General features: G+C 71.5%; 19 protein-coding genes. 11 read left to right on the top strand and 8 right to left on the bottom strand.

Annotation, left to right across the window (positions count from 1 at the left end; translation table 11 throughout):
• The first annotated feature begins 86 nt into the window (after positions 1-86).
• A complete protein-coding gene (locus tag L3i22_RS53085) occupies positions 87-1,598 on the top strand; it encodes a glycosyltransferase family 87 protein (RefSeq protein ID WP_221324932.1) in 1,512 nt (503 codons plus the stop codon).
• A gap of 500 nt (positions 1,599-2,098) precedes the next feature.
• Here the strand turns inward: L3i22_RS53085 and L3i22_RS54810 are convergent, their stop codons facing one another.
• Together L3i22_RS54810 and L3i22_RS53075 are read right to left on the bottom strand one after the other, a co-directional pair.
• Positions 2,099-5,164, bottom strand: a complete 3,066-nt coding sequence (locus L3i22_RS54810; RefSeq protein ID WP_221324931.1) for a LapA family protein — start codon at positions 5,162-5,164, stop codon at positions 2,099-2,101.
• Between the two features lie 22 nt (positions 5,165-5,186).
• Positions 5,187-5,960 carry a deoxyribonuclease IV gene (locus L3i22_RS53075; RefSeq protein ID WP_221324930.1) on the bottom strand — a complete coding sequence of 258 codons (774 nt, stop codon included), beginning with the start codon at positions 5,958-5,960 and terminating at the stop codon, positions 5,187-5,189.
• Between the two features lie 133 nt (positions 5,961-6,093).
• On the opposite strand from L3i22_RS53075, the gene L3i22_RS53070 reads away from it, so the two are divergent.
• The 5 genes from L3i22_RS53070 (at position 6,094) to rplI (ending at position 9,034) form a co-directional block, all read left to right on the top strand.
• Positions 6,094-7,053, top strand: a complete 960-nt coding sequence (locus tag L3i22_RS53070) for a hypothetical protein (protein ID WP_221324929.1) — start codon at positions 6,094-6,096, stop codon at positions 7,051-7,053.
• Positions 7,054-7,349: 296 nt separating this feature from the next.
• Entirely contained in the window at positions 7,350-7,640 is a 291-nt protein-coding gene (rpsF, locus tag L3i22_RS53065) for a 30S ribosomal protein S6 (RefSeq protein WP_203743675.1), read from the top strand.
• Between the two features lie 65 nt (positions 7,641-7,705).
• Positions 7,706-8,293, top strand: a complete 588-nt coding sequence (locus tag L3i22_RS53060) for a single-stranded DNA-binding protein (protein ID WP_221324928.1) — start codon at positions 7,706-7,708, stop codon at positions 8,291-8,293.
• A gap of 37 nt (positions 8,294-8,330) precedes the next feature.
• Positions 8,331-8,570: a 30S ribosomal protein S18 gene (gene rpsR / locus L3i22_RS53055; RefSeq protein WP_007073789.1), complete on the top strand. Its 240-nt coding sequence runs from the start codon at positions 8,331-8,333 to the stop codon at positions 8,568-8,570.
• Positions 8,571-8,584: 14 nt separating this feature from the next.
• Entirely contained in the window at positions 8,585-9,034 is a 450-nt protein-coding gene (gene rplI / locus L3i22_RS53050; protein ID WP_221324927.1) for a 50S ribosomal protein L9, read from the top strand.
• Between the two features lie 477 nt (positions 9,035-9,511).
• Here rplI and L3i22_RS53045 read toward each other — a convergent pair whose 3' ends face one another.
• The gene (locus tag L3i22_RS53045) at positions 9,512-10,015 is read right to left on the bottom strand and encodes a hypothetical protein (RefSeq protein ID WP_221324926.1); all 504 of its coding nucleotides are present in this window, start codon (positions 10,013-10,015) and stop codon (positions 9,512-9,514) included.
• A 274-nt stretch (positions 10,016-10,289) separates the two neighbouring features.
• The gene (locus L3i22_RS53040) at positions 10,290-14,378 is read right to left on the bottom strand and encodes a hypothetical protein (protein WP_221324925.1); all 4,089 of its coding nucleotides are present in this window, start codon (positions 14,376-14,378) and stop codon (positions 10,290-10,292) included.
• 509 nt (positions 14,379-14,887) lie between these two features.
• Between L3i22_RS53040 and dnaB the strand changes: the two genes are divergently transcribed.
• Positions 14,888-16,321: a replicative DNA helicase gene (gene dnaB, locus L3i22_RS53035; protein ID WP_221324924.1), complete on the top strand. Its 1,434-nt coding sequence runs from the start codon at positions 14,888-14,890 to the stop codon at positions 16,319-16,321.
• Positions 16,322-16,782: 461 nt separating this feature from the next.
• Here dnaB and L3i22_RS53030 read toward each other — a convergent pair whose 3' ends face one another.
• The 4 genes from L3i22_RS53030 to L3i22_RS53015 form a co-directional block, all read right to left on the bottom strand.
• Positions 16,783-17,136, bottom strand: coding sequence for a YbaB/EbfC family nucleoid-associated protein (locus L3i22_RS53030; protein WP_221324923.1), 354 nt, complete (start codon positions 17,134-17,136; stop codon positions 16,783-16,785).
• A 719-nt stretch (positions 17,137-17,855) separates the two neighbouring features.
• The gene (locus tag L3i22_RS53025; RefSeq protein ID WP_221324922.1) at positions 17,856-18,266 is read right to left on the bottom strand and encodes a zf-TFIIB domain-containing protein; all 411 of its coding nucleotides are present in this window, start codon (positions 18,264-18,266) and stop codon (positions 17,856-17,858) included.
• A gap of 23 nt (positions 18,267-18,289) precedes the next feature.
• Positions 18,290-19,546 (bottom strand): glycosyltransferase 87 family protein, encoded by a 1,257-nt coding sequence (locus L3i22_RS53020; RefSeq protein WP_221324921.1) that lies wholly within the window; start codon positions 19,544-19,546, stop codon positions 18,290-18,292.
• Positions 19,543-22,059 carry a bifunctional diguanylate cyclase/phosphodiesterase gene (locus L3i22_RS53015; protein WP_221324920.1) on the bottom strand — a complete coding sequence of 839 codons (2,517 nt, stop codon included), beginning with the start codon at positions 22,057-22,059 and terminating at the stop codon, positions 19,543-19,545. Before L3i22_RS53015 ends, L3i22_RS53020 begins: the two co-directional genes overlap by 4 nt.
• Positions 22,060-22,547: 488 nt before the next feature.
• Between L3i22_RS53015 and moaC the strand changes: the two genes are divergently transcribed.
• The 4 genes from moaC (at position 22,548) to L3i22_RS52995 (ending at position 25,428) form a co-directional block, all read left to right on the top strand.
• A complete protein-coding gene (gene moaC / locus L3i22_RS53010) occupies positions 22,548-23,039 on the top strand; it encodes a cyclic pyranopterin monophosphate synthase MoaC (protein ID WP_221324919.1) in 492 nt (163 codons plus the stop codon).
• Positions 23,012-23,512, top strand: coding sequence for a molybdenum cofactor biosynthesis protein B (locus tag L3i22_RS53005; protein WP_221324918.1), 501 nt, complete (start codon positions 23,012-23,014; stop codon positions 23,510-23,512). Before moaC ends, L3i22_RS53005 begins: the two co-directional genes overlap by 28 nt.
• A gap of 9 nt (positions 23,513-23,521) precedes the next feature.
• Complete coding sequence (locus L3i22_RS53000) at positions 23,522-24,748, top strand: molybdopterin molybdotransferase MoeA (protein ID WP_221324917.1); 1,227 nt, start codon at positions 23,522-23,524, stop codon at positions 24,746-24,748.
• 272 nt (positions 24,749-25,020) lie between these two features.
• Positions 25,021-25,428, top strand: coding sequence for a molybdenum cofactor biosynthesis protein MoaE (locus L3i22_RS52995; protein WP_221330604.1), 408 nt, complete (start codon positions 25,021-25,023; stop codon positions 25,426-25,428).
• The last annotated feature ends 114 nt before the right edge of the window (positions 25,429-25,542 follow it).

Raw genomic sequence — 25,542 nt, 5'->3', positions numbered from 1 at the left:
GCCGTCTTTTTTCGGCCGGTTTCCAGCGGAGTGCCGTGTCCGGGCGGCGTCCGATCTCTGAGGTTCATGCGGCATGATGCCAAGGCATGAGCACGCAACCGTCCACCGACCGGCCCGACGCTCCGAGTGCCACCTCGGACGGTTTCGTGCGGGGCCTGTCGCAGTTCATCGGCGGGCCACTCGGCTCGCACGCGACCCGCCCGGATGCCCGGCCCAACCGGTTCTGGACCGCCTCGCGGTTCGTGCTGGCGCTGACCTGCCTGGTGCTGGCGCTCTCCTGGGTGCAGAAGTCGCCCTGCATGAGTGGGGACTGGCAGAAGAACGTCCAGTACACCCGCTTCTGCTACACCGACGTGCTGGCGCTCTACTACGCCGAGGGGCTCAACGACGGCCAGGTGCCGTACGTCGACCACCAGGTGGAGTACCCGGTCGTCACCGGCTACTTCATGGGCGCGCTCGGGCTGCCGGTGCACTGGTACGGGACCCAGAAGGACCCGAGCATCAACCAGGGCACCTGGTTCTACAACACCAACGCGCTGATCCTGTCGCTGCTCGCGGTCGCCACCGCCGCGATCATCCTGGCCCTGCGCCGAAAGCGACCCTGGGACGCGGCGATCTTCGCGCTGTCCCCGATTCTGCTGGTCACCGCGACGGTCAACTGGGACTTCCTGGCGATCGGGCTGGCCGCGATCGGGCTGTACCTGTGGGTGCGCCGCCAGCCGGCCTGGGCCGGGGTCTTCCTGGGGCTGGGCGCCGCGGCGAAACTCTGGCCACTGTTCATCCTCGGGCCGCTGCTGGTGCTGGCGTTGCGGTCCGGGCGGATCAGACCGTTCGTGAGCGCCGCGCTGGGCACGGTGATCACCTGGGCGATCGTCAACTTCCCGGTCTGGTTCTGGTACCACGAGGCCTGGCTACGGTTCTTCCGGCTGAACTCGACGCGGCCGGTGGACTGGGGCACGCTCTGGTACGTCGGGCGGTACCTGGACGGCAAGTGGAAGAGCGGCGGTGCCGGCGACCAGGGGCCGTTCCAGTGGCTCGCCGACCACATCCCGACGTTGAACGCCCTGACGTACGCGCTCTTCGGTCTGGCGTGTGTGTTCCTGGTGGCGCTGGGCCTGCTCGCGCCGAAGCCGCCACGGGTCGCTCAGATGGCGTTCCTGGTGGTGGCGTTCTTCCTGATCTTCAGCAAGGTCTGGTCGCAGCAGTACGTGCTCTGGCTGCTCCCGCTGATCGTGCTGGCCCGGCCGAAGTGGGGCGCGATCATCGCCTGGTCGGTGGCGGAGATCGGGTACTTCACCGCGTTCTACGCCGAGCTGATCGGCGCCGGCGGCAAGTCGGTGATCCCCGAGGGCACCTTCGTGCTGGCCTCCAGCCTGCGGTTGATCACCGTGGCGGTGCTGTGCGGGCTGGTGATCCGAGAGATCTGGCGGCCGGAGCTCGATCCGGTCCGGCAGACCTACGGCACGGACCCGGACGCCGGGTTGCTGGAGGGGCCGGACGCCGGGTGGGTGCAGCGGCTGCGGTGGTCCCTCGGGTATGTCAAGCCGTCGATGGCCGAGGTTCCGCTTCCGCCCGCGCCGGATGTCGTCAAGGTCTAGGTCTTTCCGCGGAAAGACGGTGGGGCACACCTTTCGGTGTGCCCCATTTCGCTTTCAGCTCACGGTCCGCCTCGGTCGGTCTTTCCCGCTTTCCCGGTACGGCGTCAACCCCCGCCCCGCCGCACCCGCCCGTCAGCCGCCCCGCGCCCTGCCACGTCCCATCCGTGCCGCGTCCGCTCCCGCGCCCGGGCCTCGTGCCACGTCCGGGCTCGTGCCACGCCCGCTCCCGCGTGCGAGCTTGTGCCAAGCCCATGCCCGCTCCCACGTGCGGGCTTGTGCCAAGCCCATGCCCGCTCCCACGTGCGGGCTTGTGCCAAGCCCATGCCCGCTCCCGCGTGCGGGCTTGTGCCACGCCCACGGCCGCTCCCGCGCCCGGGCTTGTGCCGCGCCCACGTCTGCGCCTGCCAGGCGACCCGCGCCCTTCCGCGCCCGGCAGCCGGCCGGCCACGGCTCTTCAGGCCGGCCCGACCGGGCGGGCCCTGCCGACCGGCCGCGGCCGTCTAGTCCAGGTGGAAGACCACGGCGTCAGGGAGGTCTTCGCGGCGGATGCCCAGCGTGTCGACCGGCAGGTCACCGGCCTGCTCCCAGGTGGTGCCGGCGACGTCGGCCCGGATCAGGACGACCGTGTGCACGCCGATCGTGCGCAGGTAGGCGATGCTCGTCAGGTCCGGGAACGACGCGACCTTGCCGCGCATCTCGGCCTGCTTCACCACCGCGACGTTGCCGCCGCCGTTCGTCACCTGCTGGTAGCGCGAGGTCGTCCAGAGCTGCACGGTCTGGTCCACGAGCACGTCCGTCGGCAGGACCAGCATCGGGCCGCCGACGGTCCGCAGCGCGGCCGGCTGGGCCGGGGACACCGGGTGCGCGGTCGCGCTCCAGCCCTCCAGAACCACCAGCAGCAACGGTACGAGCGTGGCCAGGCGCAGCCACGGGCCCGGCCACGGCGGGGTCCGCTGCGCCGCGAGGTGCTCGGCGCGCCGGACGAACTCGTCGACCGCGCCGGCCGCCAGGATCGCCAGGACCAGGGTCACCCAGAGCATCAGCCGGCCCGGGACGACCTGCTCGAACGAGGCCGGCAGATGCCCGAACAGCGGGACATAGCTCCAGCGGCCGTCGAAGAACGTGGTGCCCAGGGTGAGGATGACCGCGACGGCCAGGCCGAGGATCAGGAACAGCCGCTGCCGCCAGCGCCAGATCGAGAAGAGCAGCCCGGCCAGGGCGAGCGCGTAGAGCATGAAGCCGGGGAGCAGGGACATCTCGGCGGCCCACGGCAGGTACCCGCGCGGGGTGGCGTGCGCGGCGCCCCAGATCCGGGACTCGGCCGGGCCGATCAGGAAGCTGCGCAGCGGCGGCGAGAAGAAGTCGAGCTGCTCGGAGCGGGTCGATGAGTCCGGGACCCGCAGGTACGGAATGGCGATCACCGCGCCGACGCCCAGGAAGATCAGCAGACCCAGGTAGTCGGCCAGCAGCAGCCGCCAGCCGAGCACAGCGTTGGTCGCCCGGGCCCGCCGCTTCCGGACCGGCTTCCCGGCCGGCGCCTTGACCGGCCCCTTGCCCCACTTCCGCCAGCCCTTACCCGAGCCCGCCCCCACCGGCGCATCCTTGCCGGCCGCCGCATCCTTGCCGGCCGCCGCATCCTTGCCGGTCGCGTCGTTGCCAGGCGCATCCTTGGCGGCAGCGTCCTTGCCCGCTTCGTCCTTGCCGGGCGTGTCCTTACCCGCTTCGTCCTTCTCGCCTGGTTTGTCTACTGCGGCCGGTTTGTCCGTGGCCGGTTTGTCCGTGGCCGGTTTGTCCGTGGACGGTTTGTCCGTGGACGGTTTGTCCGTGGCGGGGGATTTGTCCTTCGCAGTGTCGTCCTTGGCTGCGTCGCTTGTGGGCGGCAGGTCCTTGGCAGGCTCGACGGCGACCTTCTCGATCCGGTCGGTCGTGTCCTTGACCTGCTCCGTCTTGCCCGGCTCGTGCTTGATCGTCGTGGTCTCGCCAGACGGCTTCGCGCCCTGGACGTCTTTTGCCGACTCGGCCTTGTCGGCCTTGTCTGATTTCTCCGGCTTGTCCGCGCCGACGGCAGCCTTCTCGACGCCCTCCACGCCCTTTTCGGCGTCGCCGGCGCTCTGTGCGCCCTTCTCGGCGCCGCCGGCGACCTGCTTGCCCTTCTCGGCCTCGCCGGCGACCTGCTTGCCCTGTGCGGCGTCGGGGGCGGCCGTTTTGGGCTTCTCCGCGTCGCTGGGGGCCTTCTTGTCCGGCTTTGCGTCGGCGGGCAGCTTCTTCGGCTCGTCGCCGCTCTGGGCGGCCTTGAGCCGCTTCGCGCGCCGGTACTGCCGGAACCGCCGGATCGGCACGGCGATCAGCACAACGACCAGGATCGCCCCGAGCAGGTACGCGAACGGCAGGCCGAGCGAGAACCCCAGACTGAGCTGCCACGTCGCCACCAGCCAGCCGAGCGCGACCCACCCGGCGTTGCGGTGCGCGGGCCGGAATCCATACCGAATCGACCAGCCGTGCCCGCGGGCCAGCAGCGCCAGCGCGAGCGGAATCGCCCCGGCGGACACGATGTCGAGGTGACCCTCCTGCGCGAGCCGCCAGGGCGCGTAGGCGAACGCGGCCGCCGCGACCGCCGCGCCGGTGGGCCGGGCGCCGAGCTGACGGACCAGGGCGTAGGCGCCGAACAGCAGCAACGCGTGGGCCAGCACGAACAGGATGTTGTACCGCAGCACCGCTGCTTCCGGGCCGGTGCCGAGCAGCCCCCCGGGGGCGTAACCGAGCAGGCTGTCCCCGTACGCAAGCGGGGTTGTGGTGGGGAAGTAGGCGTTGCCCTGCCAGAGCTTGATCGGGTTGGTGCGCAGCACGTGCCCGAGCCAGGAGACCTGCCAGGCCTGCCGGGACGGATCGCCGAGATCCTGCGGCAGGGTGTGCAGCGGATTCCGCAGGGTGGGCCAGGTCAGCCCGGCGGCGAAGATCGCGGTCAGGTAGATGGCCAGCGAATACTCATGGATGAGCCCGCGGCCGAACGCCCGGAAGGTCCGCTTGATCCGACCCGGTGGCTTCTCGGCGGCGGTGTTCGCGAACGCTGTCCACGGGTCCGGCGGCGCCCCGGCCGGCCGGGTGTCCGACAGCGCTTTCCGCTTCCGTTTGGCGGGCTCCTCGCCGGTGGTCCCTTGTGGATCCAACGTCGTACCGTCGCCGGGTTTGCCTTTTTTGTCGTCCTTGGCGGAGACCTCGGCGACCGTCGCTGGCTGGTCCTTGGTCGTCTCCGAAACGCTGAGCACCGTCGCAGGCTTGTCCGCCGTCAAGACCTCCGTCTTACCGGCGGCTGTCTTGTCAGTCTCGGCCGTGCCAACTTTGGTCGCCCCGGCAGTGACCGGCAGCCCGCGGACATCCTTGCTGCCCGAAGGGTCGGCGGCGCCCGGGACAACCTTGCCCTCCGGGGCATCTTTCCTGCCCGGCTGATTGTCCCGCCCGGACCGGAAGATCCCGAAGAGCCGCTTCCTCGCGGGCCCGGCCGGCTCCGGCGCTTTCGCGTCGTCGCCGGCGGACTTGGTCGAGAGCGGTTGCGGCTGCTCGGTCATGACTCTCCCCGGACCAGGTACGTCAGACGCCCGACCGCTCACGCAGCAGGGCGATGTCGGCGCGCTGCCCGTCCAGCCCGCCCGGAGTCTCCACAATGGCCGGGGCTCCGGAGGCGCGGATGGCAGCGACCACCAACTCGGGGTCGATCTTTCCATTCCCCAGGTTGTCGTGCCGGTCCTGGCCCGAGTCGAAGCCGCCCTTGGAGTCGTTTGCGTGGATCAGATCGATTCGCCCGGTAATCGCCTTGAGCCGGTCGACGATGCCGACCAGATCCTCCCCGCCCGCGAAGGCGTGGCACGTGTCCAGGCAGAAGCCGGCCCCGAAGCCGCCGACCGCGTCCCACAGCCGGGCCAGGTCGTCGAAGCGCCGGGCGCAGGCGTTGGTGCCGCCGGCGGTGTTCTCGATCAGGATCGGGAGCGGGAAGCCGCCGTCCTTCTCGGCGTATTCGAACGCCTTCTTCCAGTTCGCGAAGCCGGCCTCGAGGTCGCCGCCGTCGACGTGCCCACCGTGCACGATCAGGCCTTTCGCGCCGATCGCGGCGGCCGCCCTGGCGTGCGTCATGAGCAGCTTGCGGCTGGGGATGCGGATCCGGTTGTTCAGCGAGGCGAGGTTCAGCCGGTAGGGCGCGTGGATGTAGACGTCCACCTCGGACGCTCGCAGCAGCTCGGCGTCCTCGCGGGGCAGCGGGTCGTCGAACTTCTGCGGGTCGGCGAGGAAGAACTGCACCGCCTCGGCGCCGCGGGCGGCGGCCTCGGCCAGCGGGTCGGTGGGATCGACATGGGCTCCGATGCGCATGGGACGAGCCTACGACGCCGGTCCGACACTTTCTGGCGAGCGTCACCGGCCTCCGATCCGCGTCGTTAGCCCCATCGATCACGTTTGACCGATTGTCCGTGCAGGCCGGCGGCGAACCCCGGGGGAGATACGCATGTCGCGGCAGTTCCGATACCGGATGGCGGCGCTGGTGGCGGGCGGCCTGATCTTCGGCGGGCCGCTGCTCGTCAACGGCACGGCGAGCGCCGACCAGGTCGAGCCGAGCGGCCGGCGGGTCACCTTCGACGGTGGCGTGCTCGGTCTGTCCTGCGGATCCAAGCCCAGCGTGGAGAAGCTGACCGTGCCCGCCGAGAGCACCCTGCACGTGATCAACCGGACCGGGCACGCCGCGCGTCTGGAGCTGGCCGGCCAGCCCCGGGGGGTGATTCCGGAGGACGGCGCCGCCGAGGTGCTGTTCCGCCGGGGCACCACGCCGGTCCGGCTCACGCCGAACTGCTCGGGCGCCGACGACCCGCTGCCGATGCTGGTCACCGCGGTGCCGTCGACGCCGTCGACGTTCGCCGACCCGGCGCCGGGCGGGTCGAGCGCCGACAGCCTGCCGTCGATCGCCGCGGGCGCCCCGGCGCACGCGTCGGCGCCCGGCTCCGCGCTGCCGGACACCAGGTCACCGCGTTCGCGACCGGGACAGACCGCGGGTCACGCCCGGCATCGGGAGCCGGGGGCGATGGCTTCCAGCAGCGCCGCGGCGGCCCCGCGGGGCGGATCAAAATCCAAGATCAAAGACCGGATTTCCCGTACGGCGGCCGGCAGTGACCCCACGTTCGCCGGAATGCCGCCCGGCGAGCGCAAGGCGCTGGTGCCCGCGCAGGATCCGGCGGCCGGCCTGGTCGCCGCCGAGCCGGCCCCACCCGCCCTGTTCGACACGCCCGCCCAGGAGTTGGACGAGCCGCTGGCGGTACCCGCCGCCGAGCCGGTCGCGTCGGTCGGACCGCTGCGCACCAGCCGGCCGATCGGGCTGCTCGGGCTCACCGCGATGGTTTGCGCCCTCGGCGTACTGACTGCGACTATTCGGGCAATCGTGTCGCAACGTGCATCCCGGTCAAATCTGGCGTAAGATTCTCTTCGTAAGGCTCCGCGGGGCGACCGCGTCCACCTCATCGGTGTGGTCGTTCCTCCCCAGGTCCCACCCAACGAACCGGACCGGACGCCCCGCGGCTCTGCATGACGAAGACCCCGTCCACCCGGACGGGGTCTTCGTTTTGGGCCTCAGCGCCTCAGCTGGGTATGCTGGCTCGGTTCGCGGACTGTTTGCCGTGGGGCGGTTGACTCCCACGGCTTTCTTCTGCGTGCGACACAAGACCTCCTGCCACGGAAATTCCGTGGCCGTACAGCCCACAGGAGGTGAATGTCTTGCGTCATTACGAACTCATGGTGATCCTCGATCCTTCGCTCGAGGAGCGCACCGTCGCCCCGTCGCTCGACCAGTACCTGAACGTGATCAGGACCGCGGGTGGCTCGGTGGAGAAGCTCGACGTCTGGGGCCGTCGCCGGCTCTCGTTCGAGATCAACAAGAAGGCTGAAGGCATCTACGCGGTCATCGACCTGCAGGCGACGCCCGAGGCCGTGGTCGAGCTGGACCGTCAGCTCAAGCTCAACGAGTCCATCCTGCGGACCAAGGTCATCCGTCCCGAGACCCGCTGAGGCGTTTTTGTCAGAGGGTCCTGAGACCCTTTGCGTCAACGACTTGAGCGGCGAGGAGAAGTTTCATGGCTGGAGAAACCGTAATCACGGTGGTTGGCAATCTGACCAACGACCCTGAGCTGCGCTTCACCCAATCGGGGGCGGCGGTCTGTTCATTCCGCATCGCCTCCACCCCGCGGACCCTTGATCGGCAGTCGGGCGAATGGAAGGACGGCGAGCCACTCTTCCTGGCGTGCAGCGTCTGGCGTGACGCCGCCGAGCACGTGTCCGAGTCGCTGCAGCGCGGCGCTCGGGTGATCGTGCAGGGCCGGCTGCGGCAGCGGACGTACGACACCAAAGAGGGAGAGAAGCGCACCGTCATCGAGCTCGAGGTCGACGAGATCGGTCCGTCTCTGCGCTACGCCACGGCGAAGGTGCAGAAGGCGAGCCGGTCCGGCGGCGGGGGTGGCTTCGGCGCCTCCGGTGGTGGTGGCGGCAACCGGCAGCAGTTCAGCGGTGGTGGCAACAGCGGTGGCGGTAACACCGGTGGTGGTGGCGGTCGTGGCAACGACTTCGACGACCCCTGGGCCACGGCTGCGCCCGCTTCCTCCAGCGGCAACCGTTCCGGCGGCGGCGGCAACAACTCCTCGTTCGACGACGAGCCTCCCTTCTAAGCCCTCGGGCTTATCTTGAGTTCAGGAGTTAGAGCACATGGCTAAGGCTGCGGCGCTTCGCAAGCCGAAGAAGAAGGTGAACCCGCTCGACAAGGACGGGATCACCTACATCGACTACAAGGACACCGCGCTCCTGCGGAAGTTCATCTCTGACCGGGGCAAGATCCGCGCCCGCCGGGTCACGGGTGTGACCTCGCAGCAGCAGCGGCAGATCGCCCGCGCGGTCAAGAACGCCCGTGAGATGGCGCTCTTGCCGTACACGGCGACGGCGCGCTGAGGAGGGTCACCCAAATGAAGATCATCCTCACGCAAGAGGTCTCCGGCCTCGGTACGCCCGGCGACATCGTCGAGGTGAAGAACGGCTACGGCCGTAACTACCTGCTTCCGCAGGGCTTCGCCATCCAGTGGACCAAGGGCGCCGAGAAGCAGGTCGTCGTGATCAAGCGGGCCCGTGAGGCCCGCGAGATCCGTGACCTGGGCCAGGCGACCGAGGTCAAGGAGCAGCTCTCCGGCCTCAAGGTCACGCTGAACGCGCGCACCGGCAACGGTGGCCGCCTGTTCGGCTCGATCACCCCGGCCGAGATCGTCGACGCGGTCAAGGCCGCCGGCGGTCCGTCGCTGGACCGTCGTCGTCTCGAGCTGCCGGGTCACATCAAGACCACGGGCTCGTACAACGTTCAGGTCAAGCTGCACCCCGAGGTCACGGCTACGTTCCCGGTGAACGTGGTCCCCTCGAAGTAAGTCCTCGCACCACCGCGTTACGGCATGCCGGGCTCGTCCCGGCATGCCGTTCGTGTTTTCCGAGCCCCAGGTCGCTGCCCTCGCGCCGTGCTGCCCTCGCGCCGTGCTGCCCTCGCGCCGTGCCGCTTTCGCGCCGCGCCTGCGCCGCCCTCGCGCCACGCCATGCCTGCGCCGCCATTCACACGCCCGGCGCTGCCCGTGCTGCCCGCGCTGTCTTGTTGTCGTTCCAGCTCGCGCCGCGCCTGCGCTACCTCGTCTCGTGCCGCTCCAGCTCGCGTTGCGGCCGGAGTTGCGCTGCTCAGCGCCCGGATTGCCGCGCTTGCCCGGCCTGTTCCGCGCGGGGCTGCCGCCCTGCATCATGCCGTGCCGCCGTGCCGCCGTGCCGCCGTGCCGCCGTGCCGCCGTGCCGCCGTGCCGCCGTGCCGCCGTGCCGCCGTGCCGCCGTGCCGCCGTGCCGGCCCGGGCCCGGCATGGCGGTCAGGGTTGCTGGAGGAATCGCTCGATGCGGTGCAGGTGCTCGGTTCGGAGGCCGCGCGTGGCGTTCGGGCTGATCAGCAGGGCACGGCCGTCGGCCGCCCACGGCGCGCATACGGCGGCGTGCAGGTCGACCTCCACGTCGTCGGTCCAGATCAGGCGCCGACCGGAAGCGATCACTCGGTGGGCGGCGGCGAGCTTGGCTTGAGAAGCCGCCGTCCCGGTCACCGGCTCGTTGAAGGCCCGAGGAAGTTCCGGCAGGTCAAATGCGTGTTCCAAGGCTGCGGCGTCACTGCACCAGGTGGTGCACCAGGTCACCGTCGCCTGCCCACTGACATGGATCCGCCGGATTGCCTCGACCAGCCGGGGCTCGTAGCGAATCCGGTAGTCATAGGCGTCCGCCGCAGAGTAGACCTGCACGACACTGGGCGCGGCGTACCACCCGGCGCGAAAGGCGTTCACCACGCCGTCGACGTCGAGCAGCCAGACCGGCGGCTCCGAACTCATCCACTGCTCCTCATCACCATCATCAAACTCTGCTCCACCCATGATCAACAGGACTGCGGGAAGGACCGGCCAGGGCGCGGCTGGGGCGTGGCAAGGGCAAAGGCCGGCAGCGCACGGCGGGGCTGACAGGCCGCGGATCGACCGGCAAGGCGCGACAAGGCTCGCGGATCGGCCGCCAGGGCGCGACAAGGCTCGCGGATCGGCCGCCAGGGCGCGACAAGGCTCGTGGAGTGACGCCAAGAGTGAAGCAGGGCAGCAGGGCGCCGCCGCCGAGTCAGCTGAGGCTGTTGCCGGTGATGGCCGAGGCCAGCACCGTAGCCAACCCGCCACCCACCACCGCGGCGGCCAGCCCGACGCTGGCCGACTTCCAGGCGGTCGTGGCGAAGCGCAACCCGAACGCCACCACGATGCTCAGTCCCAGCGAGATCCCGAACTCCGGCGCGGCGTTGGCCAGCGTCTGCAGAGCGTGCGCCCGCTGTCCGGTATTGACCAGCAGGATGCCGATCACGAAGAGCACGACCGGCACCCCGTACCAGCCAATGGTGTAACCGACCGCCGCCAGCGGACTGTTCGACTTCTCGGCCTCGTCCTCATCGCCCGGGTCGAGGAGGTCGTTCTGCTGGCCGGAGAGCAGGCCGCTGCTGACCGGCCGCCGCTCGTAGGACCCGGTGTTCTCGAAGAGGGCGCTGCTCACCCCGCGGCGAGGCGGCCACGACGTGTCTTCCTCAACGGATCCGGGCGAGCCGATCGATGCCGGAGCCGCGCCCGCGCCGGCCGTGGAGATCACCGAGGTGGCGCTCAACGCCAGGTTCGACCCGTTCGCGACCGCGGCCGAGCCGCTCGGCTGGAACGGCGGAAAGTCCGAGGTGCTGAACCGCTGCGGATCCCCGTCGCCGGGCGCGGCGAGCTCACGCCGCCAGTCGGCCCCGACCTCGGGCGCCGAACCCGGGGCAGCCCGGTAACCGGCGGCCCCGGAGACGGGCGCCACGGCAGCGGGAGCCGCGCCGGACGTCGGCGCCGTGCTCATGTCGGTACGCCAGTCAGGCCCAGCGGCCGCGCGATATCCGGCGGCCCCGGAGGCGGGCGCGGCAGCGGTGCCGTTGAGATCCGCCCGCCAGTCCGCACCGGGATCCGCGGCGGGCCGGTAACCGGCACCGGCCGCACCGGACACGGGCGCGGAGCCGGTGACGGTGCCGTTCATCTCGGCCCGCCAGTCCCCGGCCGGCGGCACCGCGGTGGTGATCGTGGTGGGCGCAGCCCCGGCGGCCGGAGCCCCGCCCATCTCGGCCCGCCAGTCAGGACCGGCCGCCGCGGTGGCCCGATACCCGGCGACCGGAGCCGCGGCACCGGCGGCAGCACCGCCACCGCCGTTCAGATCAGCGCGCCAGTCCCCACCCGGAGTCGCGGCAGCCCGATACCCGGACGCGCCGGAGACCGGAGCGGCAGCACTTCCGCCACCGTTGAGCTCGGCCCGCCAGTCGCCGCCCGGCCCGGGACCCGTCGCCGGGTCGGCCTCGCGTCGATAGCCGCCGAAGCCGTTCGCGGCTCCATTTCCTCCGCTGACCTGCCCGTTTCCACCGTCAGCGGAAACGCCGTCGTACGCACCGGGGGCCCGCCGGTCACCTGGTTCGCGGCCCCCGCCGCCCCCAAAAGGGGGATCGTCACGGTCATCCCGACGACGCGGATTGCCGTATCGATCGGTTTCAGCTTCGAAACCCGGCGGATCCTGATCAGACCATGCGGCCTGCGAGGGTTGTGGGGACGGCCCGCCGGGCAGCTCACGCTGACCACCGTAGGCGGGTTTGCGCGGCGCCGCGGGCAGCTCCCGCATGCCGTAGGACGGCTCACGGGACGGATTGCCGGGCGGTAACTCCCGCGCACCGTTGACCCGGCGGGTGTCGGACCAGCCCTGGCCCGCATACCCACCACGGTCCGGCTGCGGAGCTCCGTAGGTGTCGTCGTATCCGTTCTGCCGGGGCGCACCGTAACCACCCTGGCGGGGGCCACGATCCGGTTCCGGGGCGCCGTAACCGGGCTGCTGCCGCTGCTCACGAACCGCCCAGCCGTCCGGCTCGGGCGCGCCGTAGCCGCCCTGCCGCGGGTCGCGCTCCTCCGCCCGGCGCCCGGCCGGCAGCTCGCGCTGAGCGCCGTACCCCGGCTCCGACCAGTCGGACTGCCCGGCGGGAAGCTCCCGGGGCCGGGGCGGCATCGGTCCCTGCCGCCAGCTCTCCGCGGCGTAGTCGTCGTCACGGCGGGCCTGCCGGCCCGGCCACGCTTCGGGTTCCGGCTCCGGCGCACGTCGCCGGCCGCCATTGTCATTTCCGTACGGGTCAGCGCCGCCGAAGGAACCGCCACCGGCGGAACCGGCGCCGTAGGAACCGGCGGCCGCATACGGATCAGCGGCGCCGTACGACTCGGATGCGCCCCGCTGCGCCGGGTACGGCCCCGAGCCGTACTGCTGCTCGGCGCGGAACCGCCCGGACGCGGCCGGGTCCGGCTGGTCGGCACCGTTCCACGGCGCGCCGCCGGGCATCGCGCTGCGCGGCGTGGCCGGCCCGGGCATCGCCCCGGCGTTCGACCAGCCACCGCCGGCTGGCGGCGAAGCGGGCATCGCGCTGCGCGGCGCCGGCATGGCGCTGCGCTGGCGGGCGGCCGGGCTGTCCGGCATGGCGCTGCGCGGCCGGGCGCCGGGCCCGTCCGGCATGCCGGCGGGCGGAAGCGGGCCACCGGGCATGCCGCCGACCGGGCCGGTGGCCTCGTCGTCGCGCCGGCCCCGCCGGCCGCCGCCGTCCCAGCCGGCCGGGCCGCCGGGCTCGGCGGGGAGCGCGGTCTCGCCCTGCTTCATCTGTTCGCGACGGGCCGCCTCGGCACGCCAGGCCAGCACGCGCGGGTCCTCGTCGCCCCGGCTCCACTGGCCGGTGTCCGGGTCGCGGGTCCAGTTGCTGGAGTCCTCGTCGGCGTCCCAGGAGGAGGTGTCCTCGCGCCAGTTCGTCGGGTTCGCGTTGTACCGCTGCGGCTTGCGGCCACGCCGGCCGTCGCCACGCTGACGCTCCGGCAGGCCGCCGGACGCTGTCCCGGTGCCGATCGGGCCGCCCGGGCCGGGAGGCGGCTCCTCAGGGGCGGCACGGCGGTCGTCCGGGGCGGCGCGGCGGGACGAGACGGGGCGTACGCCGTACTGAATCGGGGTTTGCCCGCCCCGCTCACCGTAGGCCGCGCTCTGATCCGGAGCCGGGCCGCGGCGTGGCGCCTCGTCGGGCTCGTAGTCGCGCCGGACGGAACGACTGCCCCAGGACGGCGCGGGCGGACCCGGGTCGGCCATCGGCGAGCCGGCCGCGTAGATGTTGCCGGTGTCGTGGTGACCGGACCACTCGTCCCCCTCGGCGGGGCTGGACCAGCCGCTGCCGCCGGAGGGCTGCACCTCGGGCTCGGGCGCTCGTCGCCGGCCACGCCGGGTGGACCACTCGTCGTCCGCGCGGCGCCAGGCGGCCCGGTCGTCCTCCCGGACGAAGTGCCGGCCGTCGTCCCGCGGACCGGCCTGCCAGCCCGGACCGTCGGAACGGTCCCAGCCGGCCACGTCGGTGGTGTTCTCCCCGGGCGAGCGGCGGCCGGTGTCCCAGGAGGACGACGGCGCGGCGCTCTCGGCGGACCGGGCGCCGCCGGTCTGGGTGGAGGTCGACCAGGGGTCCGCGGGCCGCTGCTGCTGCGGTTGCTGCTGCCAGGACGGCGTGGGCGCGGCGGGCTGCTGCCACGACGGGGTCGGGGCCGGCGGCTGCTGCGGCTGCTGCCAGGACGGCGTCTGGGCGGACTGCTGCCAGGACGGGGTCGGCGCGGACGGCTGCTGCCAGGAGGGCGTGGCGGAGCTGCTGCTCCAGGTCTGCTCGACCGGGGTGGTCGCGGCCCGGCCCGGCGGATCCGCGTCGCGCTGCCAGGACGGCGTCTCCGACCAGCTGGACGAGATCTCCCGGGAGCTCTCCCGGCCGGACTCCAGCGCCGGGGTCGGCCAGGCGGTGCCGGAGATGGTCGGACGGTCCGGCGACTGGGCCTGCGCCGGGGACTGCCCCTCGCCCTCGCCGCCCTCCCAGGCCTCGGTGGTCGAACGCCACACGTGCGAGCCGGTGGACGACCGCCACTCGGTGGTCTGCCGCCAGCGCGCGCCGGTGGCCCGCCACTCCGAGGTCTGGGTGCGCCAGCCGACGCCGTCGGCCGGGAACGCCGGACGGCCGGTCGAGGCCACGTCGGACCAGCGGTTCGCCGGCTCGATCGCCTGGCCACCGCCGCCGCCCGTGTAGGGCTCGACCTCACTCTGCTGCGCCCACGCGTCAGCGCGGCGCTGCCACGTCAGCGCTTCCGGGCTCGGCGTCATGCTGCCGGTATCGGTCAGCGCCGACCATCGCGTACCGGATTCGTCGATCTCCGGTTCCGGGATGGGCCAAGCCTCCGCAGCGCGCCTCTCGCGCGACATGCGGGCGCCGTAGTCCCACTCCCGTTGGTCCACCTGAAAAGGGTGACGTGCCGGAGACGGAACCGCAACGCCTCACAGCGACGGCTTGCTCACCCGACCCGGTATTTTCCCAGATCTATCAGCTTTTCTGCCCTCCACAGGAAGACGCCGGAAAAGTGCTGCTGGGGCTCTTTCCCCAAGAGTTGTCCACATGCTGTGCACAGGCTCGCCCACAGACAAAGGCCATCTGTCCACAGCTTGTCCCAAGGCTCGTCCACCGGAGCAGTTGGGCTGGTGGACGCCGGGTTCGTAGAGTGGGCCATCCCTCTGATCGACTGGTTCTGCTGAACTCCCGACGGGATCGGCCGAACGGATCGTCAGAGGGAAGTTGGATCGTGATGGCGGCATGATCATTTAGGGGGGATGTCCCGGTGTCGATCACCGACGACGCACGACCGGATCCGCGACCCCCATCTCAGCCGTCCGGGGGACCTCAGGGCGGCGGTTTCTCCCGCTCCGAGTCACCGAACGGGGGGCAGTACGACAAGGCGCCCCCACAGGACGTCGCCGCCGAGCAGGGCGTGCTGGGCGGCATGCTGCTGTCCAAGGACGCGATCGCCGACGTGGTCGAGATCCTGAAGACCAACGACTTCTACCGGCCGGTGCACTCCACCGTCTACGACGTCATCCTGGATCTGTACGGGCGGGGCGAGCCGGCCGACGCCCTGACCGTGGCCGCCGCGCTGGCCGACAGCGGCGAGCTGCAGCGGATCGGCGGTGTGCCCTACCTGCACACCATGATCGAAAGCGTCCCGACCGCGGCGAACGCTTCCTACTACGCCCGGATCGTCGCGGACCGGGCCATCCTGCGTCGTCTGGTCGAGGCCGGTACCAAGATCGTGCAGCTCGGCTACAACACCAGCGGCAACGCCGGCGGTGACGTCGACGACATCGTCGACCGCGCCCAGCAGGCCATCTACGACGTCACCGAGAAGCGGGTCAGCGAGGACTTCGCGGCCCTCGGCGACATGCTGCAGCCGACTCTCGACGAGATCGAGGCGGTCGGCGCGTCCGGCGGCGTGATGTCCGGCGTCCCGACCGGCTTCGCCGACCTGGATCGGCTGCTCAACGGCCTGCACCCGGGCCAGCTGATCATCGTGGCCGGTCGCCCCGGTCTCGGTAAGTCGACCGCGAGCATGGACTTCGCCCGCAACGCGGCGATCCGGCACGGCTGCGCCAGCGCCATCTTCTCGCTGGAAATGAGCAAGATCGAGATGGTGATGCGGCTGCTCTCCGCCGAGGCGCGGGTCCCGCTGCACACCCTCCGGTCCGGCCAGCTCTCCGACGACGACTGGACCAAGCTCGCCCGCCGGATGGGCGAGATCAGCGAGGCCCCGATCTTCGTCGACGACACGCCGAACATGAACCTGATGGAGATCCGCGCCAAGGCCCGCCGCCTCAAACAGCGGCACAACCTGAAGATGCTGGTCATCGACTATCTCCAGCTGATGTCCTCGCCGAAGAAGACGGAGAGCCGCCAGCAGGAGGTCTCCGAGCTGTCCCGTGGCCTCAAGCTCCTGGCCAAGGAGATCGAGTGCCCGGTGATCGGCGTCAGCCAGCTGAACCGTGGCCCCGAGCAGCGCACCGACAAGCGCCCCCAGCTCTCCGACCTGCGTGAATCCGGCTCCATCGAGCAGGACGCGGACGTCGTGATCCTGTTGCACCGCGATGACTACTACGACAAGGAGTCCCCGCGCGCGGGCGAGGCCGACTTCATCGTCGCCAAGCACCGAAACGGCCCCACCGACACGATCACGGTCGCCGCCCAGCTGCACCTGTCCCGCTTCGTCGACATGGCGATCTAAAAACCATCCGCCTACGGCAAGGCCGCTGACCCCGGCCTTTCCCCCTTCTTGGGTACGTCGTGAGAACCGCCCCGGGCAGCGCAGTCACGCCCGGAGCCCTACCGACCGCACGTTCCGTCCCGTCGGCACCCGGCGGCACACAGCGCTCCCCGGCTGCGAGTTTTGCGGCCGGGGTGGTACGCGGCTGTGTGGTGCGGTGCGCGGCCGAGTGGTGCGCGGCGGCTCTTGGCCGCGACAGCGTGGCGGCGGCGCCGTGTGGTCTCGGAACGGCGCGTGAGCCGGCCCCGGATTGCGTAGGACGGCTCAGGTGGCGCGCGGGGTTAGATGGCGCGCGGGCTTCAAGCGGCGCGCGGGTGTAAGACGGCGCGCGGCGCAGGACGGCGCGCGGGCTGGCTCAAGGCGTCAGGTGGTTGGCCGCAAGCCGGGGTCTGGGGAGCTTGCGAACGCGAACCGGCCGGGCGTCAGGCGGCGAGTGGGTCGGCCTCTTCCGGCGAGCGGTGGTTCGTGACCAGTTGCTCCACCTGGCGGTGCTTGCCGGCAGAGGCGTGTTGCACGGTTTCCACGATCACGCGGGCCAGGGTGTCGACGTTCCACTCGCGGCAGGCCTGCGGGTCGAGGCGCAATCCGACGAGATCGCCGTCAGCGTTCACGGTGGCCTGGACGGCACCGTCCGCTGACTTTGCGCTCACCTGCATCGTGGCGAGACTACGTTGTAGTTCGTCCACTCCGGAGCGTAGTTCTTCATAGCGGCCATAGACGTCTTCAAGATCGTTGCGCAGCGCCTGATTCGCCGCGCGATCAGCAGTTTCAGTCACGGTTCTTCCTCCGTTCGCCGCGACAAGGACGTGGTGACAATACCCAAGATCCGCGACGTTGCGTATTCCATCGACTTCGTAACGCGAACGTAAAGAGAGCCTTATCGAAATAGTTCGCTGGAAAGTGACGGCCTGACTCCGAATTGTGGTCACAGAGCGTGATCAATGCCACGTAGGGATACCCGGCCGCGGTTCACAGGTAATCAGTTGTGGCTGCTAGCAGAGCCGAATGACGGGGACTCGGCAGCACACGGACTGGGGATCACATGGTCGCTCTCGGTCAACGGCGTCCGGCCAGTGCTCTTCAGTAACGTCCCGCGGCCGTCCCAACTCGCGGGCGGCCGAATATCACCGAGTAGACCGCCGATGGCCGTGAGCCCCACGTCCATCGCCGAATCGGCTGGTTGCGGGCCCGCCGACCGGCCGCCGACAAGGTCCGGGCGGTGGCTCATCAGAGACACGGCCGGCTGCGGCTGCTGGCAAGTCAGGCAGCGAGGGGGCCGGCGTGGAGTGCGGCTGCCGGGAAGTCAGGCAGCGAGGGGCCGACGTGGCGAGCGACTGTCGGAAAGTCAGACAGCGAGCAGCCGACGTGGCGAGCGGCCTACCGAAAGGCAGGCGGGAGCCCGCTCCGGCGGCCGGAACGCCGGCCGGAGCGAGCACCGCTGATCATCAGCAAATGAGTGAGCCGCGAACCAAAGAGCAGGCCCGGAGCCGGCCCGTCAGTCGAACAGGTCGTGGAGGAAGCCCCGGCGACGGTAGTGCCCGTGGTGCCCGTAGTGCGGCTGCCGGTAGTGCCCGTGGTGCCCGTAGTGCACCGGCGGCGGCGGGTAGTGCGCGGCCGGCGGCGCGTGGTGCACCGGCACCCCGTAGGCGGGCGGCGGCGGGGGCGGGGGCGGCGGGTATCCGTGCCCACCGTGCGGCGCGGGCGGCGGCGGGGGCGGCGGCGTGTGAGCACCCGGGGCCGGCGCCGATGAGGGACGGTTGTTGTATGTGGCCTCGGCGGCGAAGAGCTTCTCCAGCTCGCCGCGGTCCAGGAAGATGCCGCGGCATTCGGTGCACTGGTCGATCGTGACGCCGCTGCGCTCGTAGACCCGCATTTCGCCGTGGCACTTGGGACAGGTCATCTGCATCTAACTGACGGTACAAGGCCATGTCATCCGACGGGACGGAAGAACCTGTGCGTCTCCTGTGCCTGGCGGGACAGCGTGGCTGCCCAGACCAGGAAGGCCACCGGGTACAGCAGGTACCCGAACCGGGTGGTCGGCATCAGCAGGATCGCCGCGAGCAGCCCCCATCCACAGAAGAGCGCGGCCCGTCCGGCGTCCCGGGGCGGCCGGCGCAGCAGCAGCCAGCCGATCACGAGCGCCGCCCCGCCCAGCAGCGCCGACGCCAGGACGTGCCCGCCGGGCAGATGCTGGGCGATCAGGTATCCGGGGAACGGCGACTGCGCGGGACTGGTGACCAGCCCGTGCCCGAGCGGGAACCGGAGCACGTTCTCGATCAGCGAGTCCGCGTTCACCAGCAGCGGCGGGACCAGGGCCAGCACCGGCAGCCCGACGGCGAACGGCAGGAACCGCCGGCCGCGCCCGGTGACCAGGGCCAGGACGGCGAGCACCGCGACCACCGGGAAGGCGAACAACTTGGCGGCCGCGGCCGCCCCGACCGCGACGCCGGACCAGCCGAACCGGCCGACCGCGGCGAGGGCCAGCGCGAGCAGGCACAGCGCCAGGACCGGAATGTCGTCCCCGCCGGTGGCCAGCGTCAACGCGGTCACCGGCAGCACGGTGGCGGCCTGAATCGCCCGTACCGGAAATGGGGTGAAAGAACGCAGGAGGGCGACCGCCCCGCCCACCGCGAGCACCGCGGTGATCGCGAACCAGATCCGCGCGTCTGTCCACCAATGATCACCGGCGAGCGCGCGTGGAAGCCCGAAGACCGCCATCCCCGGCTGGTACGGCCGGTAGCCGGTGAGGGGCAGCGGGAGCGCGGCGATCGCGTCCCGGCTCAGGTAGGGCGTCCCGTGTTCGAGCAGCGACTTTCCCATCGCCTCGACGACGAGCACCTCTTCCTGGGCCCGGTCGGTACGTCCGCCGGCCCGCTGCACCGCCTCCACCAGCAGTGGAACCAGCGCCACCGCGCCCCAGGTCAGCCAGGCCAGCCAAGCCCGAATCCGATCACCGGCAACGGCCGGTGCGGCACGCTGCGCCAGGAGCTGCCCGACGACGACCAGCGCCGCGACGAGATATCCCCAGGCCGCGATCAGGCCCCACCCGCGATGCGGCAGGAGCGTCGAAGTCAACCCGGTGACCAGCGCGAACGCGCCGGAGACCAGATACAGCCCGAGGTCGGCCGCGAGCCCACCGGCCGCCCGGTCGACACGCCCGAGCAGTCCGCCGGCAGGTTCCGTCACGCCGGCAAGTGTGGCAGAGAAGATCTCCCCGCCCTGGCCACCCGCCGGGCCGGCATCCGCACCACGGCCCCCGCGTCGTGCAGCGCCGACGCGAGCACCCCGGGCCGCCCGCCCGAGCCACGCTGCAACGTCCCGAGGAGCCGGGCGGCGGAGAGCGGCCGCGCGAACAGGTGGCCCTGACCGGCGAGGCATCCCAGCTCCCACAGCGCGCGCCGTTGCGGCTCGCTCTCGACGCCCTCGGCCACCACCGTCAGATGCAGGTTGCGCGCCAGGTCGACGGTGGTCCGGATGACCGCCGCGGCCTCCGCGGACGTCTCCACCGCGGCCACGAACTCCCGATCGATCTTGAGCTCGTGCACCGGGATCCGGGACAGGACGGAGAGCGACGACACCCCGGTGCCGAAGTCGTCGACGGCCAGCCGCACCCCGGCGTTGCGAAGTTCCGCGAGGGCCCGCTCGACCACGTCGATCTGGCTGAGCGTGAGGGTCTCGGCGAGCTCGAGAATCAGCTGACCGGGTGACACGTCGTGGTGTTCCAGCCGGGCCAGCACCGCGGCCGGGAAGTTCGGGTCGAGCAGGCTGCGCGGCGACACGTTGACCGCCACCGGCAGGTCGAAGCCGGCCTCCCGCCAGGTCTGCATGGCCAGCAGCGACTGTTCGAGCACCGCGTCCACGAAGGCGGGCAGCTGCCCGGAGCGCTCGACCGCCTCGAGGAACTGCACCGGGGTGAGATCGCCCTGGTCCGGGTGCTTCCACCGGGCCAGGGCCTCGGCCGAGATGACCTCGCCGCTGCCCAGGTCGACGATCGGCTGGAAGTCCACAGTGAACTCGTGCTGGCTGACCGCGCGCCGCAACTCTCCGGTCAGCATCAGCCGCTCGACGTCCGCGGTGTCCCGCGCGTGGGCGTAGATCGTGGTCGGCTCGCCGGCGCGTTTCGCCTGGTACATAGCGATGTCGGCGCGCCGCATCAACTCCTCGACACTGCCCGCGCCGGCCGCGAGCGCGATCCCGCCGGCCGCCTCGACGGTGATCCGCATGCCCTCGACCTCGATGCTCGGCTCCAGCGCGCCGAGCATCGTGGCGGCGCGATGACCGGCCAGCGCGGGCGTCGGCAGGCCGGTGAGCAGCACCGCGAACTCGTCGCCGCCGAGCCGGGCGACCAGGTCACCGGGCTGGGCCGAGCCGTTGAGCCGGTCGGCCACCTCGCGCAGCACGACGTCGCCGGCCGCGTGCCCGAGCGTGTCGTTCACCTCTTTGAAGTGGTTCAGGTCGATCAGCAGCAGGGCGACCAGGCCGTCGTGACCGGTGTCGGTGAAGAGGCGGCCGGCCCGGTCGTACAGCTGCCGCCGGTTGGGCAGGCCGGTGAGCGGATCGTGGGTGGCGGCGTGCGCGTTCTCCGCGGCGATCCGGGCGAGCTCGGCGTACGCCTGCGCGTTGCGGATCGCCGTGCAGACCGCCGACGCGAAGGTACGCAGCTTGTACTGCTCGACCTCGGTCAGCCGGACGGTCCCGCCGAAGCGCAGCCGCAGCACGCCGACGCGCATGCCGCCGTCGTGCGCGACCAGGTCCACCGTGGTCTCGTCGGCCCGGGCCGGGCCACCGCCGGGCGGGGTGTCGCTGAGCACCACGGCCCCGGTGGCGCGGACGCTCCGGTAGGGCAGGTCGATCGCGGCCTCGGCCGCCGAGAAGATCTGTGCCGCGCGGGTCGTCGCGGAGTGCAGCACCTGGGTGAGGTCGACGGCGTTCAGCTCGTCGGTGGCCTTGGCCAGGCGTTGCCAGGATTCGCGCTCCTGCCGCGTCCGGGTGGTGCGCGACTGCCAGAGGTGCATGCAAGCCACAACGAGCGGGACGACCAGCAGGAGCAGCACGTTCGCATCGGTGGCCAGCACCCAGAGCACGATCAGGCAGGCGATCAGCTGGCCGAGGTGGCTGATGATCTTGCCGGTCAGGTTCTGCCGGGCCGCCCGTCCGATGCTGATGTGTGAATTCGTGGCCAGGACCGGCGTGAACACCAGGTCGTCGACCAGCGCGTAGGCCAGCAGGCCGGCGACCAGAGCGAGCACCGGCAGATCCGGCGCGGTGAGGTGGGGGCGGATGCCGAGGGCGAGGAAGGCGGCCGCCGCGGCGCTGACCGTGAGGGTCTCCTTGGACACCGCGAACGCGGTTTTCCGGACGCCGGCTCGGATCGCTGTCCGAAGAATGCCCTGGCCGACCGCCGCGCAGAGCACCACCCAGACGGGTGGCAGCAGGGCCAGGCCGACCAGCACCGGCACCTCACCCCAGGCGGTGCCGAAGAAGCTGGACTTGATCCGGACGAAGACCCGCAGCCGGTTGGTGACGATCACCGCTCCGCAGAGCAGGACGAGCACCAGGGTCGGCGGCCGGGGTTCGGGGACGTGGAAGACGTAAACCGTCCAGAGCGCGACGACACCGGCGGCCACCATGACGACGAGACCGATGAGCAGCCGAAGCCGCTGATCGGTCGCGTCGTCGTTGGTGCCGGTCTCAGACATGGAAGTCCTCGTTGCCGAACGCAACTGAGCGGTAGCTCAGGGTTCAAGGCTATTCATATGCGCTGTTTCGCGCATCCCTATCTTTTTCAGCTCCAGTCGTTGTTGCCGCGCATGGCACTGCTCCTCACCTTTTTGCGCCTGTGGGTCAGGTCCGGCTGGCACCTGTCCGTCGAAGCTGGTTCTCGTCCACTAACGACGCTTGGCCGTGTCTGTCGCGACAGGGCAGTACGTTAGGCGGACGTCATTCCGTTTTCCAGCTAATCGTGTCGGTATGAGCATAATGCGGAAAGAGCCCGGAGAGCAGTCACGGACAGTTTCCGAATGGCGACGGAATGCAATGTCTAATATGTTGGCGAATACAATTTTCATTGTCATCACAGGGCCTCTGGCCAGTGCCGGAACACTACGGAGCCGGCATGGACAAAGTGTGAAGCCGATCCGGCCCCGACGCGAACGCGCGTTCCCCTATCGCTCTATAAGCTCCCGGTATGCCCCAGGAAACTCATCTGACGCACGTCGACGAGACCGGCGCCGCCCGGATGGTCGACGTGTCCGCGAAAGCGGTGAGCGACCGTCGTGCCGTCGCCGCCGGCGCGGTCCGCACCACGCCCGAGGTGATCGAGCTCCTCCGCGCGGACGGCCTACCGAAGGGCGACGCGCTCGCGGTCGCCCGCCTCGCCGGGATCATGGGCGCCAAGCGGACTCCCGACCTGATCCCGCTGTGTCACCCGATCGGGCTGCACGGGGTCAAGGTCGATCTGGCCCTCGGCCACGATGTGGTGGAAATCACCGCGATCACCAAGACCGCGGACCGCACCGGCGTCGAGATGGAGGCGCTCACCGCGGTGGCCACGGCCGGCCTCGCGATGATCGACATGATCAAGGCGGTGGATCCCGCGGCCAGCCTGGAAAACGTCCGCGTGCTACGCAAAGAAGGCGGAAAAACCGGCGATTGGGTACGGCCGGAGGACCGCCCGTGACGACCATCCGGGCGCGCGTCATCGTCGCGTCGAACCGCGCCGCGGCCGGCGTCTACGCGGACACCAGCGGCCCCCGCCTCGTCGCCGGCCTCCGTGAGCTCGGCTGCGAGGTGGGCGACCCGATCGTCGTCCCGGACGGCGACCCGGTCGCCGAGGCGCTCCGGGCGGCCGTCGCCGACGGCGTCGACGTCGTCCTGACCAGCGGCGGCACCGGGGTCACCCCGACCGACCGCACCCCGGAGGCGACCCGCGGCCTGCTCGACTTCGAGATCCCTGGCATCGCCGAGGCGATCCGCGCGCACAGCCGCGACAAGGTCCCGGCCGCCGCCCTGTCCCGCGGTCTCGCCGGGGTCGCCGGCCGCACCCTGATCGTCAACCTGCCCGGCTCCACCGGCGGCGCGAAAGACGGACTTGCTGTCCTAGGAGCACTGCTCTCCCACACGGTCGACCAGATCCGCGGCGGGGACCATTAGGCTCGACCGGTGAGCGCTGACGAGAACATCCCGGTCGGCTGGGAGCAGGCTCGCGAGCTGGCCTACCAGGCCGGTCTCGCCGCCCCGGCCGGCGCCGAGCGGATCCCGCTGTCCGAGGGCGACGGCCGCACCCTGGCCGAGCCGTTGCGCGCCCTCACCGCCCTGCCCGCGTTCCCCACCTCGAGTATCGACGGCTGGGCGGTCCGCGGCGACGGCCCGTGGCGCCCGGTCGGCCGGGTGCTGGCCGGCAGCACGCCGCCGCCGCTCGCCACCGACGGCACCTGCGTCGAGATCGCCACCGGCGCGATGGTCCCGGCGGGCGCGGCCGCGCTGATCCGGGTCGAGGAGTCCACCACCGGTCCAGACGGGCTGGTCAGCGGTGCTCCTCGGCCCGTCCCGGAGTGGCGCCTGCCGGGCGAGGAGGCGACCCTCGGCGAGGAGCTGCTGCCCGCCGGCACGCCGGTCGACCCGGCCGTCATCGGCGTCGCGGCCACCTGCGGATATGAATTCCTCACCGTCCGCCGGTCGCCCCGCGCCGCGGTCCTGGTCTTCGGCGACGAGCTGCTCACCGCCGGCCCGCCCGGCGCCGGCCGGGTCCGTGACTCGCTCGGCCCGCAGGTCCCGTCCTGGCTGCGCCGCTGCGGCGCCACGGTCACCTCGGTCGACGGCCCGGTCAAGGACACGCTGGACGCACACCTCGACGCGATCCGCGCCGCCCTGGCGACCGCCGACGTGGTCTGCACCACCGGCGGCACCATGCACGGCCCGGTCGACCACCTGCACCCGTCGCTGGCCGAGCTCGGCGCGGAATACGTGGTCAACACGGTCGGCGTCCGCCCCGGCTTCCCGATGCTGCTCGCGCGGGTCCCCGGGCCGGACGGCCGCCCCCGCTTCCTGGCCGGCCTGCCCGGCAACCCGCAGTCCGCGGTGATCGCCCTGATCAGCCTGGTCGCGCCGCTGCTCGCCGGCCTCGCCGGCCGTCCGTTCCGGACCGACCTGCCGCTGGTCGAGGCGGCCACCCCGATCCCCGGCCGCGGCCGCGACACCCACCTCGCCCTGGCCGCCCTCGACCCGACCGGCCGGATCGCCACCCCGGTCGGCCACGTCGGCTCGGCAATGCTCCGCGGCCTGGCCAACTCCCACGGCTTCGCGGTCGTCCGCCCCGGCACCAAGATCAGCGCCGGCGACCCGGTCCCGTTCCTGCCCCTCCCGCTCCTCCCTGGAGAGCGACCGTGACCCCCGACCAGCCCACCCCGACAAAGCCCGCACCCACTCCACCCCTGGCATCCCCAGCCGCAGCCACGCCACCTGCCGCAGCCACGCCACCTGCCACGGCCGCGTTGCCCGCTGCAACCGCGCCACCTGCCGCGGCCACGCTGCCCGCTGCAACCGCGCCGTCTGCCGCGGCCACGCTGCCCGCTGCAACCGCGCCGTCTGCTGCAGCCGCGCCGTCCGCCGCGACTTCGTCGAATGTTTCCGCGTCGGCGGCTGCTCGGGATGGGGTTGCTCTGGTCGAGGTCCGGGACGCGCCGTTGGACCTGGCCGCCCACGAGGCCGCGGTAGCCGACCCCCGAGCCGGCGCCGTGGTTTCCTTCCAGGGCGTAGTCCGGGACCACGACCACGGCCGAGGCGTCACCCTGCTCGAATACGAGGGCCACCCGTCAGCCGCCAAGGTCCTCCGCGAGGTAGCCGAGGAGATCGCCGCCGACCCCGCCGTCTACGCGGTCGCCGTCTCCCACCGCATCGGCACCCTGGCGATCGGCGACGTAGCTCTGGTCGCCGCGGTCAGCACCGCCCACCGGGCCGCCGCCTTCGAAGCCTGCGCCCGCCTGGTCGACGAGGCCAAGGCCCGCCTCCCCATCTGGAAACGCCAGGTCTTCACGGACGGCGAAGAAGAATGGGTGAATTGCCCTTAATCGCGCCCGCCTGACAGCAGCCCCGATCGCCGACGGCTGATGGCGGGCCAGCGACCCCTGGCGGGCTGGCGCCCCTGGGGGCCGGAGGGCACCTGGCGGGTCGGCGACACTCAT

Source organism: Actinoplanes sp. L3-i22, assembly GCF_019704555.1.
Classification (GTDB): Bacteria; Actinomycetota; Actinomycetes; order Mycobacteriales; family Micromonosporaceae; genus Actinoplanes.
The sequence above is the reverse complement of the archived record's forward strand: the minus strand, read 5'-3'. Positions and strand labels throughout refer to the sequence as shown.

What these genes read in the sequence shown, in the direction of transcription:
- L3i22_RS53085 (WP_221324932.1), top strand. Translation starts at nt 87, where the DNA reads ATGAGCACGCAACCGTCCACCGACCGGCCCGACGCTCCGAGTGCCACC.
- L3i22_RS53060 (WP_221324928.1), top strand. Translation starts at nt 7,706, where the DNA reads ATGGCTGGAGAAACCGTAATCACGGTGGTTGGCAATCTGACCAACGAC.
- L3i22_RS53075 (WP_221324930.1), bottom strand. Translation starts at nt 5,960, where the DNA reads ATGCGCATCGGAGCCCATGTCGATCCCACCGACCCGCTGGCCGAGGCC.
- rpsR (WP_007073789.1), top strand. Translation starts at nt 8,331, where the DNA reads ATGGCTAAGGCTGCGGCGCTTCGCAAGCCGAAGAAGAAGGTGAACCCG.
- moaC (WP_221324919.1), top strand. Translation starts at nt 22,548, where the DNA reads ATGCCCCAGGAAACTCATCTGACGCACGTCGACGAGACCGGCGCCGCC.
- L3i22_RS53015 (WP_221324920.1), bottom strand. Translation starts at nt 22,059, where the DNA reads ATGTCTGAGACCGGCACCAACGACGACGCGACCGATCAGCGGCTTCGG.
- rplI (WP_221324927.1), top strand. Translation starts at nt 8,585, where the DNA reads ATGAAGATCATCCTCACGCAAGAGGTCTCCGGCCTCGGTACGCCCGGC.
- L3i22_RS53040 (WP_221324925.1), bottom strand. Translation starts at nt 14,378, where the DNA reads ATGACGCCGAGCCCGGAAGCGCTGACGTGGCAGCGCCGCGCTGACGCG.
- L3i22_RS53045 (WP_221324926.1), bottom strand. Translation starts at nt 10,015, where the DNA reads ATGAGTTCGGAGCCGCCGGTCTGGCTGCTCGACGTCGACGGCGTGGTG.
- L3i22_RS53025 (WP_221324922.1), bottom strand. Translation starts at nt 18,266, where the DNA reads ATGCAGATGACCTGTCCCAAGTGCCACGGCGAAATGCGGGTCTACGAG.
- L3i22_RS53070 (WP_221324929.1), top strand. Translation starts at nt 6,094, where the DNA reads ATGTCGCGGCAGTTCCGATACCGGATGGCGGCGCTGGTGGCGGGCGGC.
- L3i22_RS54810 (WP_221324931.1), bottom strand. Translation starts at nt 5,164, where the DNA reads ATGACCGAGCAGCCGCAACCGCTCTCGACCAAGTCCGCCGGCGACGAC.